Annotated in this window: 10 protein-coding genes; 6 read left to right on the top strand and 4 right to left on the bottom strand. The window is 63.3% G+C overall.

The window, feature by feature from the left end:
• The first annotated feature begins 20 nt into the window (after nucleotides 1–20).
• A complete protein-coding gene (locus OGR47_RS01980; protein WP_165052568.1) occupies nucleotides 21–437 on the top strand; it encodes a hypothetical protein in 417 nt (138 codons plus the stop codon).
• Between the two features lie 27 nt (nucleotides 438–464).
• On the opposite strand, the gene nusG is transcribed toward OGR47_RS01980, so the two are convergent.
• Together nusG and secE are read right to left on the bottom strand one after the other, a co-directional pair.
• Entirely contained in the window at nucleotides 465–995 is a 531-nt protein-coding gene (gene nusG / locus OGR47_RS01975; protein WP_165052571.1) for a transcription termination/antitermination protein NusG, read from the bottom strand.
• 26 nt (nucleotides 996–1,021) lie between these two features.
• The gene (gene secE, locus OGR47_RS01970) at nucleotides 1,022–1,213 is read right to left on the bottom strand and encodes a preprotein translocase subunit SecE (RefSeq protein WP_165052574.1); all 192 of its coding nucleotides are present in this window, start codon (nucleotides 1,211–1,213) and stop codon (nucleotides 1,022–1,024) included.
• Nucleotides 1,214–1,466: 253 nt separating this feature from the next.
• On the opposite strand from secE, the gene OGR47_RS01965 reads away from it, so the two are divergent.
• Nucleotides 1,467–3,800 carry an ATP-dependent helicase gene (locus OGR47_RS01965; protein ID WP_165052577.1) on the top strand — a complete coding sequence of 778 codons (2,334 nt, stop codon included), beginning with the start codon at nucleotides 1,467–1,469 and terminating at the stop codon, nucleotides 3,798–3,800.
• 108 nt (nucleotides 3,801–3,908) lie between these two features.
• Nucleotides 3,909–5,219 (top strand): carbohydrate porin, encoded by a 1,311-nt coding sequence (locus OGR47_RS01960; protein ID WP_246729706.1) that lies wholly within the window; start codon nucleotides 3,909–3,911, stop codon nucleotides 5,217–5,219.
• Between the two features lie 4 nt (nucleotides 5,220–5,223).
• On the opposite strand, the gene OGR47_RS01955 is transcribed toward OGR47_RS01960, so the two are convergent.
• The gene (locus tag OGR47_RS01955; RefSeq protein WP_246729707.1) at nucleotides 5,224–6,315 is read right to left on the bottom strand and encodes a hypothetical protein; all 1,092 of its coding nucleotides are present in this window, start codon (nucleotides 6,313–6,315) and stop codon (nucleotides 5,224–5,226) included.
• A 396-nt stretch (nucleotides 6,316–6,711) separates the two neighbouring features.
• Here OGR47_RS01955 and OGR47_RS01950 point away from each other — a divergent pair, with 396 nt between their 5' ends.
• From OGR47_RS01950 to OGR47_RS01940, 3 genes are all read left to right on the top strand, one after another.
• On the top strand, nucleotides 6,712–8,304 hold the full coding sequence (locus OGR47_RS01950; protein ID WP_165052583.1) for a L,D-transpeptidase family protein: 1,593 nt from the start codon (nucleotides 6,712–6,714) through the stop codon (nucleotides 8,302–8,304).
• Between the two features lie 306 nt (nucleotides 8,305–8,610).
• On the top strand, nucleotides 8,611–8,844 hold the full coding sequence (locus OGR47_RS01945; RefSeq protein WP_165052586.1) for a hypothetical protein: 234 nt from the start codon (nucleotides 8,611–8,613) through the stop codon (nucleotides 8,842–8,844).
• Between the two features lie 239 nt (nucleotides 8,845–9,083).
• Entirely contained in the window at nucleotides 9,084–10,898 is a 1,815-nt protein-coding gene (locus OGR47_RS01940) for an ABC-F family ATP-binding cassette domain-containing protein (protein ID WP_165052589.1), read from the top strand.
• A 103-nt stretch (nucleotides 10,899–11,001) separates the two neighbouring features.
• On the opposite strand, the gene OGR47_RS01935 is transcribed toward OGR47_RS01940, so the two are convergent.
• Entirely contained in the window at nucleotides 11,002–12,309 is a 1,308-nt protein-coding gene (locus OGR47_RS01935; RefSeq protein ID WP_165052592.1) for an MFS transporter, read from the bottom strand.
• Nucleotides 12,310–12,334: the final 25 nt, after the last annotated feature.

Below are 12,334 nucleotides of genomic sequence, written 5' to 3'. Positions count from 1 at the left end.
CAGTTCGGAAAGGAACCTAAATGCCGCTTGCCGCTTTTGCCCTCAGCGCCTCTGCCTGTCTTTTCATCGCGCTCGTCGAAGCATGGCTGCTTCTCGCGACGACGAAAGGAAGCAACGCGGCGGCCCGCTGGATTCCAAATGTCAGGGACCTGCTGAAATCGCACATCGACTATTTAATGATGGCTTTATTTTTATTCGTGTTTTTCGGACTGTTCCGCCTGCTTGCGGTCGTCCCCCCGGGATGGGTCGTCGCGAGCGCCTGCTTCGGCGCCTTTTTCAACCCGGCGGGCTTTCTCGTCTGCGCCCTCCGGCCCAGCTATGTCGCGTCGCCGCCCGGCGCGTTCCTCGCCTGGATGTTGCTGAGCTGCGTCGCGACCACAGTCGGGTTCGCATCAGCAGGATGGTTGATTGCGGCGGCGGCCTTGGCCGCCATTTGACGGCAGCCCTTCAGGCGTCCCGCAGCGTCAGACTTTCTCGACCTGTCCGAATTCCAGCTCGACAGGCGTCGGGCGGCCGAAGATCGAGACCGCCACCTTGAGGCGCGAACGGGCCTCGTCCACTTCCTCGACCAGGCCGTTGAAGGAGGCGAAGGGGCCGTCCGCGACGCGCACCGTCTCGCCGACCTCGAAGCTGATCGTCGCCTTGGGACGCTCGACGCCCTCGGCGACCTGGCCCTTGATCCGCATCGCCTCGTCTTCGGAGATGGGCATGGGCTTGTTGTCGGCGCCGAGAAAGCCGGTGACCTTCGGCGTGTTCTTGATGAGCGAAAACACCGGGTCGGTCAGATTGCACTTCACCAGCACATAACCGGGGAAGAACTTGCGCTCGGTCGACACCTTACGCCCGCGGCGCACCTCGACGACCTGCTCGGTCGGCACGAGGATTTCCTCGAAAGCCTCGGCCAGGCCCCGCTGGGCGGCGCCTTCGCGGATCGACTCAGCGACCTTCTTTTCGAAGTTCGAATAGGCGTGGACGATATACCAGCGCATGGCCATGGGGCGCGCTCAGCTCCTTTAAAGAATTATTGGCCGGCCTGCAGCAGCAGGCCGACGCCGAAGCGCAGGGCGGAATCGACGACGACGAAGAAAAGGCTCGCGAACAGCACCATGAGGATCACGAGCCCGGTCGTGATCATCGTCTCGCGGCGGGTCGGCCAGGTGACCTTGTTCGCCTCGGTGCGCACTTCCTGCAGGAATGTAAACGGGTTGACCATTCGCTTGCCTGACTTGCCTGTGGCGCCGCAAAAGAACGCGCGCCGTAAAACAGTCGCGGCGCGGGACCTTCCGGCCACGCGCCACGTTAGAGGGCCTTATAGCGGGTCGGGGGCTGATCGCCAAGAGGGAAATGAATCCTAAGCTTGGCAGCGTGACTCCTTCTCCCGCCTGCGGGAGAAGGTGCCTCCCTTGTTCGTGATTCGCCTTCCGTTCTCCTATATGCTCGTCTGAGGAATCAGAAGGAGCAAAGGGTTGACCGATTTCGACGATTACGCGCCGCAGGCCGGCGGGCTCGCCGCCCGCGCGGCCGCGGCGGCGCAACGGCCGCGCTATCTCGACGGTCTCAACCCCGAGCAGCGCGCCGCGGTCGAAACGCTCGACGGCCCGGTGCTCGTCCTCGCCGGCGCCGGCACTGGCAAGACCCGCGCGCTCACCACGCGCATCGCGCATATCATGGCGCTGGGCCAGGCGCGCGCCTATGAGATCCTTGCCGTCACCTTCACCAACAAGGCGGCGCGCGAGATGCGCGAGCGCGTTGAAATGCTCGTCGGCGAAGGCGCGCAGGCCATGCAATGGCTCGGCACTTTCCACGCTATCAGCGCCAAAATTCTGCGCCGCCACGCCGAGCTTGTGGGGCTGAAGCCCAATTTCACCATTCTCGACACGGACGATCAGATCCGCCTGCTCAAGCAGGTGTTGCAGGCCGAAAACATCGACGACAAGCGTTGGCCCGCCCGCGCGCTCGCCATGCGCATCGACGGCTGGAAGAATCGCGGCCTCCTGCCCGCGCAAGTGCCGGCGGGCGAGGCCGAGAGTTTCGCCAATGGCAAAGGCGGCGCGCTTTACGCGCTCTATCAGGAGCGCCTCAAAATCCTCAACGCGGTCGATTTCGGCGATCTGCTGCTCGAGACGCTGCGGCTCTTTCGCGAGAACCCCGACGTGCTCGCGGATTACCAGAAGCGCTTCAAATATATTCTCGTCGACGAGTATCAGGACACGAATGTCGCGCAATATCTCTGGCTGCGGCTCATCTCGCAGGGACGCCGCAATGTCTGCTGCGTCGGCGACGACGATCAGAGCGTCTATGGCTGGCGCGGCGCGGAAGTCGAAAACATTCTGCGCTTCGAGCAGGACTTCCCCGGCGCCAAGATCGTGCGGCTCGAGCGCAATTATCGCTCGACCGGGCACATCCTCGCCGCCGCCTCGCATTTGATCGCGCATAACGAAGGACGTCTCGGCAAGACGCTGTTCACCGATGGCGAAGAGGGCGAGAAGCCGACGCTCACCGGCGTCTGGGACAGCCAGGAGGAAGCCCGCGTCATCGGCGAGGACATCGAGCAATTGCAGCGCAAGGGCCATTCGCTCGAAGAGATCGCCATACTCGTGCGCGCCTCTTTCCAAATGCGCGAATTCGAAGAGCGCTTCGTCGAGATCGGCCTGCCCTATCGCATCATCGGCGGCCCACGCTTCTATGAGCGCGCCGAAATTCGCGACGCGCTCGCCTATCTGCGCTGCGTTGCGCAGCCCTCCGACGATCTCGCCTTCGAGCGCATCATCAATACGCCGAAGCGCGGCCTGGGCGACGCGACCGTGCAATTGCTGCACGAATATGGTCGGCGCGAGCGCATTCCGCTGATGCAGGCGGCGCGTTTTCTTGTCGAGACGGAGGAGCTGAAGCCCAAGCCGCGCGGCGCTTTGAAGAGCCTCGTGACGGATTTCGAGCGCTGGCGCAGTCTGATCGATTCAAAGCCCCAGCATGAGCTCGCCGAAATGGTGCTGGACGAATCCGGCTATACGCAAATGTGGCGCGACGACAAGACGCCGGAAGCCGCCGGACGGCTCGAAAACCTGAAAGAACTCGTGCGCGCGATGGAGGAGTTTCCCGACCTCGCCGCCTTTCTGGAGCATGTTTCGCTCGTCATGGAAACCGAGGAAGGCAAGGAGCAGGCGCGCGTCTCGGTGATGACGCTGCATGCGGCCAAAGGTCTCGAATTCGAGACCGTCTATCTCCCCGGCTGGGAGGAAGGGCTCTTTCCGCATCAGCGTTCGCTCGACGAGCAGGGCCGCGCAGGGCTCGAAGAGGAGCGCCGGCTCGCCTATGTTGGCATCACGCGCGCGAAACGCCGGGCGCGCATATTTTTCGCGAGCAACCGCCGCATTCGCGGATTGTGGCAGCCGACCGTGCCGTCACGCTTCGTCGATAATCTGCCGTCGGACCATGTCGAAGTGGTGGAGGCGCCGAGCGCCTCGCAATATGGCGGCTATGCGGTCTCGCGCTTCGCCAATCTCGATGTCTATGGCTCCGATTATTCGACGCCGGGCTGGAAGCGCGCCAAGGCGGGCGCCGCGACGCCGCGCGCCGAGCCAATGCGCGAGTCGCGCCCGCGCGCCAAACAGCCGATGACGATCGACGGCGAGGTCGTCGCCCGCTCATCGACCAATGGGCGATACGGCGCGGGGGCCCGGGTGTTTCACCTGAAATTCGGGCCGGGCACAGTCGCGGCGGTGGATGGGAATAAGTGCACGGTGGATTTCGACAAGGCCGGGCGGAAGATGGTGCTGGAGAGTTTTTTACAGGCGGGGTAGTGGCCGAAAGGTAACGCCGATCCCAAAAATACAAGCAGGCCGGCCATCAGAAGGACCATTTTGATTTATCAGTAGGGTTCTCGGAGCGGCGCAAATCGGGAGAGCCTGGTGATCAGAAGATCTCTTCCAAGGGCCCTGCTGGCTGTACCTGTGCTTTTCGCGGCATCGACATTCCATGCGCGCGCAGAAGACGCGCTGTCGTCCTTGGCCACGCAATCTTCCCTGACCGACACGCCCGATGGCCCCAAGGCGCAATTGCGCCGCTTTGGCGTCGCGCCCGATGTTTGGGTGACGCAGTTCTATCAAGGGCAGATTGCCGGCGACGCGAGTCGGACATGGTTCTATGGCGGCAAAGTCGACGCCTTCCTAAAGATCGATGCGGCGAAACTCGGCCTGTGGCCGGGCTTCCACGTCAGCGCGCAATACGAGCATTATTTCGGCGATGACATAAACCGCAGGGACAACGCGCTCCTTCCCGTCAACACCGCTCAAGCCTACGTGAATAAGCAAGGCTACCATTCGGCGCTTTCCGTCAGCGTTACGCAAGATTTCGGCGAGCACATCTCCGTCAGCGCGGGCAAGTTCAACATGATGACGCTCGCATCCCAGACGCCGCTCCTCGGCGGCGGCGGCATCGACACCTTCATGAACAGGGCTTTCGCTTTGCCATCGACCGGGGTGGCCTACACCGCCGCCAGAGGCGGAGCGGCCGACAGGGTCGTCGTCTCCGCACCCTACCTGATCGGCGGCGCGGTGACGTTTAAGACCGCGCCGGCAACCTTGACGCTGCTGATCGTCGATCCGCGTAGCGCCCAGAATCCGCAAGTCATCGAACACCCTTTCGAAAAAGGCGTTGCGGTTGGCGGTTCGGCGACCATTCCAATAGAGATTTTCGGTCTTCGCGGGTTTCATACACTCCGCGCCGCCTATAGCAACGCGCGTGGCATAGACCTGAATGACATCCCGCAGGAGCGCCTATTGGCGGCGGCAGGCGGTTCCGTGATTACCAAGAAAGGATATTGGTTCGGTTCTTACGCGTTCCAGCAAAACCTCTTTCAAAGTAAAGATAAACCGGCGGTCGGTTGGGGGCTGTTTACGCTCGGGACCCTTTCTGACGGAAACCCCAACCCGGTCAAATGGAGCGTTCTTGTGGGCCTTGCGGGAAATAACCTGCTCGAGGGGCGCGAGAACGACCGTTGGGGCGTCGGCTTCTTTCACTATGGGCTGACCAAGCCGTTGCTGAGTGCGTTGGAGGCGCTTGATCTGAGGAGACGCAGCGAGGGGGGCGTGGAAGCTTTCTATAATTTTGCCATCACGCCTTGGCTCCGCCTGTCTGCCGACCTGCAATTGATCGATCCCTGGAACCCGGCCAAACAACGAGAGACTTACATGGCGTTGCGTTTGCAAACTAAGCTTTAGGCTCTCATAGGCCAGCCAATTTGCTAACAATCCTTTGGACCAGCTCCGCGACGGGGTATTTGAATAGAAGTAACGGGACCATCGGCAGCGACGCAGCGACCAGGACGGTTATTAGTAGCCGCGTGCTTACTGGAACCAGGCGCATATTGCGCACGATTGCTACGCTGTTCGACAAATCAGCCAGCGACTGCAAATCGGCCGTGCCAAGCAAAGGCTCCGCCTGGTCGGGCGCGCTCAGCCATTTCCTGTCGAAGTCGCCGACATAACGCGCCGCCAACACCGAATAGTCGCTTAAGCCCCTCTCTTGGCAAGCCCTGAGTTTGAATGCGAAAAAACACGGGGGAAACAACACCAGCACAAGGTCCAGGATCAGAGTGATCGCGAGCGCGGGGTAGATTGCCTCGAAAACCGATATTCCAGACGAAATCTCTTCCGCAAACGATGCGGACATAAGCGCCGAGATCGCGAGGACCAATGGGGTGAAGTAGGTCTGCGCGACTTCCAGATATCCAAGCCCGGCGGCTCCATCTGGATGAGCTGGCGCGAGGTGGAGTTTCAGTCTCGACAGCCGCCAGAGGAAGCACCACCAAAGCGCGATCCGCCAGAGCCACCGAAACAACAGGAAACGAACGAGCGGCAGGCAGACCATCCAATACCATAGGCCGGCCAGCCGAAATTCGCTGATGGCGTAGCCGAGCTCCGATCCCGTTGTCCTTCCAGAGAGGCGCATCTGCGCCGCGATCACAGTCAACAGCACAGTCGCCAGCAGGCAAATTGCTTCCGGAAGCCAATGGTCTCGCCACCGATTGGTCCGCGCGATCTTAGTCGCCAGCTCCGGCAGCGCATTCTTGGGAACGACGCCCGAACGCACGATCAGGCTGACGAACTCCCTCAACCGAACGTCGAGCAAAGATTCGCAAAGGAACAACAAGGGGATGACGATCAGCAGGCGAACATGCGCGGCAATCACCGAGAGCGAAAAAAACTTGGAACCTACCCCCTCGATCAACGCCAACGCGAACAGGATCGACCAGGACAGCAAGCCCAGCGCCAGTCCCAGCGCAAACGCGCTCCTCCCCTTGTGGACGAGACCCAAGCGCCCCGCCAAACGGTGAAGCGGACCGCCGAACAACGAGAAATTCTCGAAGGTTCCGTATCCTTCCATAACTTATGAGTAAGGCGACGGCGCGCCGCGGGTCAAATGACGTGTCGCCACAACCTAAGGCGGCGCAAAATGGCGCATTGCGGACGCCGCCCCTTCGTCACCTCCGCTCGACCCCGTCCCTTCCCTCATGTTGCCCTCCCGCCACAGTGTCTCTTTTTGCGACATTCTGGCCGCCCGCCGTCATGTGCGCTGATTAACAGCCTGCCGCCCTCGCGCTAGATATTGTGACGGAGCCTGGCGCGGCGCTCCGGCGGCGACGCGTCCACATCCTTAATAATTCAGGTTTATGAAACCAGCGCCGCGCACCCGGTTTCTAAGGGGCAGCCCATGCAGGCTCGCATATCTATTGCCCGATTCTTCCTTTCCGCCGCGGCGATCGCCGCGGTTCTCGCGGCTGCGCCGGCTGAGGCCACGCCGCGCCGCGCCGATATTTTCGCGCCGCCCGCCTCCGTCGCGCTGACCGGTCTCGCCAAGCAGCCCTCGGCGGCGGCGCTCGATCCACTCGAAGCCCCGGAGGCGCCGCCGGTCGTGGCCGTCACGGCGGCGAAGCTGCAAGCCGAGCCCGCGGAGCCGGACAGCCTCGACCTCGCCTGGAGCCTGCTGCCCGACCATCAGCGCGGGCTCGCGCTCGCGCTTCAGGACTGGACCTCTGGTCCCGAGGCCACCCGCAACCCGGCGCGGCGGGCGATGCGCGCCAAGATCGCGGCGGCCTATGTCACGCGCAAATTCGAACCCTTCTGGACCGACGCCAATGGCTGGCGCGAGGGCGCGGCTTCGGCGGTCTCGCGCCTGCGCGCCGCGAATGAAGACGGGCTGGACCTTCGCGGCGTAACGATCCCCGAAGCCGACAAGGGCGCGCCCGGCGCCGCCTCCGAGCTTGCGCTCTCCGAAGCTGTCGCGACCTACGCCTTCCAGGCGCGCGGCGGGCGGCTGCAGCCCGAGCGGCTCTCCCGTCTCATCGGCGCGAAAACGGCGCTTCCCGATCCGGCGCAGGCCGTGGCCGACGTCGCCGACGCCGGCTATCGCGCGGGCGAGACGTTGCAGGGCTTCAACCCGCCCCATTACGGCTATCAGCAGCTGCGGGAGAAATTGGTCGAGCTCAAGACGCGCGGCGCCAGTGCGCCGCCGCTCGATTCGCTCTTCGCCGCCGTCGAGGAGGGCCTCGCGCAGACCGACGCGCTGCCGCCCGTGAAATCGAAGCGCCGCCGCATGGAGACGCTCGGCGGCCCCTCCACCTCGGCGCTGGAGAACGAGATTATCGCCAATATGGAGCGCTGGCGCTGGCTGCCGCGCGACATGGGCGACGACCGCATCGAGGTCAACATCCCCGATTTCGAGCTGGCGGTCATCCGCAATGGCGCGGTGACCCATCGCGCGCGCGTGATCGTGGGCAAGGAGCAAACGCCGACGCCCATCTTCTCCGACGAGATGGTGGAGATCATCGTCAACCCATCCTGGTATGTGCCGCAGTCGATCATCCAGAAGGAATGGCACGGCGGGGTCGGCGACGGCTATCAGGTTTCCTATCGCAACGGCCAGATGGTGGTGCGCCAGCCGCCGGGCGAGAAGAACGCGCTCGGCCGCATCAAATTCGTCTTCCCCAATGATTTCGCTGTCTACATGCACGACACGCCGTCGCGCGGGCTTTTTGCGGCGTCCCACCGCGCCTTTAGCCATGGCTGCATGCGCGTCGATCAGCCCTTCGCTCTGGCGGAAGCCGTACTTGGGCCGGGCTGGTCGGAGGAGCGGGTGAAGAAGCTCGTCGGCCCCAGCGAGCGCTACATCAACCTCTCCAAGCCCCTGCCGGTGCATATCGTCTATTTCACCGCCTATGTGGACGATATGGGACGGCTGGTGCAGCGGCCGGATCTATACGGCTACTCGGCGCGGGTGCGGAAAGCGCTGGGCCTCGGAGGCTAGAGACCGCATCACGTCAGAGCTTGCGGCAATCTGCTTTCCGCTTGACAGCTCCGCCAGTTAGAACCATATCGCGCGAAGACGGCGGGCGCATGCCCGTCGCCTCTTCCACAACCCAAGAAAGACAAATGGGCAGTAGCAGCTTCGGCGACGCGCCCGCAGCCTCGTCTGCGCGAACGACGCCATGGAAAATCGACATCCATCGGCGCGGTCTCGGGGGCCGCGTGAGAGGCGTTGTAAGAGCCTAAAGCTCCTGCCTGCCGCTCATGCTCCGGGCCGTGCCCTTCAAAACGGCCAAGGAGATGAGCAATGAACAAGCTCATTAAAATCTTTTCGTCGCGCCCAGTTGCAAAGGGCGCTGTTGTCCTGGGCTTCCGCGAGGAGCACATTCCCGTCTTCCGCCGCGAGCGGCTTATCAGCGTCTGGTCGCGTGATCCGGCGACGGGTCGGCTGATTTGCACCTGGAGGAAGCCATCCGAGGAGAACGGCTCCTCGACGCCAGACGCCGAAGAACCTCCCCAAACGCTCAAGATGGCGGCTTGAAGAGCAAGCGACGCGCTGAGCTTAAGTTCCCCAACACTCGGGCCTGATCAACCATTCGTTGGCTTGCCAGAATGGTTGATTAGGTTCTTCGGGAATTCCCCGCCAAACAGCACGACGCTTTTGCGCAAAAAACCTGCCAATGACGCTGGGCCCCGCACCTACGCCTGAGTAAATTCGTGACAAATGCCGCGCGCCGGTGGAAAAAGCCTCTCCCGCAGAGGCAACATCCGGTTCGCGCAATGGCTCCCCCTCCCCTTCTCGCCCTTCAGGGCGTCATGCTCACCCTCGGCGGCAAGCCGCTTCTGGAAGGGGTCGAATTGTCGGTCGCGGCGGGCGCGCGCATCTGCCTCGTCGGGCGCAACGGCTCGGGCAAATCGACGCTTCTGAAGATCGCGGCCGGCGAATTGGAAGCAGACGCGGGAACGCGCTTCCTGCAGCCGGGCGCCTCGCTGCGCTATTTGCCGCAGGAGCCGGACTTCTCCAGGTTCAAAACCACCGCCGCCTATGTCGAGGCGGGGCTCGGGCCGCTCGACGATCCGCATGTCGCAAGCGCGCTCCTCCTCGAGCTTGGCCTCACGGGCGAGGAAGACCCGTCAAAACTTTCGGGCGGCGAAGCGCGCCGCGCCGCGCTCGCCCGCGTGCTCGCGCCCGAGCCAGACATTCTCCTGCTCGACGAGCCGACGAACCATCTCGACCTGCCGACGATCCTCTGGCTCGAAGAAAAGCTCGGCTCCCTGCGCTCGGCGATGGTCATCATCAGCCACGACCGCCGCTTCCTGCAGGATTTGACGCGCGAGACCTTGTGGATCGACCGCGGCCAGGCGCGACATCTCGCGCGCGGCTTCAAGGAATTCGAGGCCTGGCGCGACCGCGAGCTGGAGGAGGAAGAAAAGCAGGCTCATAAGCTCGAGCGTAAGATCGCCAATGAGGAACATTGGCTGCGCCATGGCGTCTCAGGACGGCGCAAGCGCAACGTCAAGCGTCTCGCGGGGCTGCATACGCTGCGCGCCGAGCACCGAAACCGCGTCATGCCAACGGGCGAGGTGAAGCTTGAGGCGAGCGAGGCCAATGTCTCCGGCAAGCTCGTCATCGAGGCGGTCAAGATCAGCAAGAGCTACGGCGAGCGCGTGATCGTCGAGAATTTCACGACGCGCATCCTGCGCGGCGACCGGCTCGGCGTCGTCGGCGCCAATGGCGCGGGCAAGACGACGCTCATCAACCTGTTGACCGGGGGTCTGCCGCCTGACAGCGGCAAGGTGCGGCTCGGCGCCGGACTGGAAATGGCGACGCTCGACCAGAGCCGCGCCAGCCTCAAGCCGGACACCACCCTGCAGGACGCGCTTACCGGCGGCGGCTCAGACATGGTCGAGATCAATGGCGAACGGCGCCATGTCGTCGGCTATATGAAGGACTTCCTCTTCAAGCCCGAGCAGGCGAGGACGCCGATCGGCAAGCTCTCCGGCGGCGAACGCGGCCGCCTCATGCTTGCGCGCGCCCTTACGAAGCCCTCCAACCTTCTCGTGCTCGACGAACCTACCAACGATCTCGACCTGGAGACGCTCGATCTTCTGGAAGAGATGCTCGCCGATTACCCCGGCACGCTGATCGTCGTCTCGCACGACCGCGACTTTCTCGACCGCATTGCGACGAGCGTGTTGATGAGCGACGGAGCCGGCCGCTGGGTCGAATACGCCGGCGGCTACAGCGATATGGTTGCGCAGCGCGGCAAGGGCGTCGAGGCCCGCGGCGCCGAAATGCGCGAGGCGCCGAAAGAGAGGGCGGTTAAAGAAAAGCCCACCGAAAGGCAGCCCGCAAAAGCGAAACTCTCCTTCAAGGAGCAGCATGCGCTGGCGACCTTGCCCGCCAAAATGGAGGAGCTGAAGGTCAAGCGCACAAAGTTGCAGGCGCTGCTCGACGATCCTGAGCTTTATGCGAAGGACCCGGGGAGATTTGCGAAGGCGAGCGAGATGTTTGCTGCGGTGGAGAACGAGCTCACCGCAGCCGAGGAGCAATGGCTGGAGCTCGAAATCAAACGCGAGGAGATCGAGGGGTAGGCCTTACCTTGATCGCGTCCCGTCATGGCCGGGCTTGTCCAGGACAAGCCCGGCCATGACGCCCCCAAGGTATGTGACTCCCTTAGCCCCTCCCAGGGAGGAATTACGTATCGGTGGCGCCGCCGCGATACGAAGCTCGCCCAATCCGCCAGATTATCGCCGCCCCGAGCAGCGGGCCCATAGCAAGGGCCAGCAGGGCGTCTGAGAATTCACCCGTGGCGCTTTTGACGACACCCATGAAATAAGGCCCCGCCAGCCCCGAGAGATTGCCGATGGAGTTGATCAGCGCGACGCCCACAACCGCATCGGTCGCGCCCATCGCCAATGTGCAGAAGCTCCAGAAGGTCGGCAGCGTCGCGACGGACCCCACAGCCGCGACAGTCAGCGCGACCATCGCCAAAACAGGCGTCGGCGCATAGGCCGCGCATGCAAGGCCGACGCTCGCCAGGATCGCGGCGATCGCCGTGTGGGCGATCGTCTCGCCTCGCCGATCCGACCAGCGGCTCCAAAGCAGCATCGCCACGGCGGCGCAGCCATGGGGAATGGCGACGAGGAAGCCCGCGGCGAGGATGCTCGCGCCGAAGCCCTTGATGATCTGCGGCAGCCAGAAGCTCAGCCCATAAAGCGCGAGAACCAGCCCGAAATAGGCGACCCCCATAATCAGAATGCGAGGGTCGACCAGCGCCCGCCAGTAATTCTCTTCATGCGCCGGCGCCTCGCGCGCCAGCGCGGCCTCTAACCAGCGGCGCTCGTTCGGGGCGAGCCATTTGGCGTCGGCGATACGATCGGGAAGATAAAAGAGGCAGACAAAGCCGAGCGCGATCGACGGCAACGCCTCCAGAAAATAGAGCCAGCGCCAACCAGACATGCCCGCGACGCCGTCCATGGTCGAGAGGATCACGCCCGAGATCGGCGAACCGATCGCGCTACCGAGCGGCACGGCGATCAGGAAGCCCGCCAGAATGCGCGCGCGCTGCGCGGCGGGAACCCAATAAGTGAGATAAAGAATGACGCCTGGCGGAAAGCCGGCCTCCGCCGCGCCCAAGAGCAAGCGGAGAACAACGAAGCTGTCCTCGTTCCAGATGAAAGCTGTGGCGGCGGCGATGACGCCCCAGCTCACCATGATGCGCGCGAGCCATAGCCGCGCGCCGACGCGGTGCAGGACGTAATTGCTCGGCGCCTCAAGGAGGCAATAGCCGATGAAAAAGACGCCCGCCGCCCAACCGTAGAACTCGGGCGTGAAGCCCAATTCCTTGTTCATGGTGAGCGCGGCGAAGCCGACGTTTACCCGATCGAGATAGGAGACGAAGAAACCCGCGGCGAGAAGCGGCACCAGCCGCCAGGCCACTTTGGCGACCACGCGGTCGCCGTCGACTGAAATTGCCGCGGGTCTGTCGAGGGTAAGGGTCACAAGAGCGCCTGTCGCTGGAGGAAGC

Origin of the sequence: Methylocystis sp. MJC1 (assembly GCF_026427715.1) — a bacterium.
Lineage (GTDB): Bacteria > Pseudomonadota > Alphaproteobacteria > Rhizobiales > Beijerinckiaceae > Methylocystis.
Note: the sequence above shows the minus strand (reverse complement) of the source record. Positions and strands in the feature narration are given on the sequence as shown.

Coding starts and splice junctions, on each gene's coding strand:
- OGR47_RS01940 (WP_165052589.1), top strand. CDS start 9,084: ATGGCTCCCCCTCCCCTTCTCGCCCTTCAGGGCGTCATGCTCACCCTC.
- nusG (WP_165052571.1), bottom strand. CDS start 995: ATGGCCATGCGCTGGTATATCGTCCACGCCTATTCGAACTTCGAAAAG.
- secE (WP_165052574.1), bottom strand. CDS start 1,213: ATGGTCAACCCGTTTACATTCCTGCAGGAAGTGCGCACCGAGGCGAAC.
- OGR47_RS01980 (WP_165052568.1), top strand. CDS start 21: ATGCCGCTTGCCGCTTTTGCCCTCAGCGCCTCTGCCTGTCTTTTCATC.
- OGR47_RS01950 (WP_165052583.1), top strand. CDS start 6,712: ATGCAGGCTCGCATATCTATTGCCCGATTCTTCCTTTCCGCCGCGGCG.
- OGR47_RS01945 (WP_165052586.1), top strand. CDS start 8,611: ATGAACAAGCTCATTAAAATCTTTTCGTCGCGCCCAGTTGCAAAGGGC.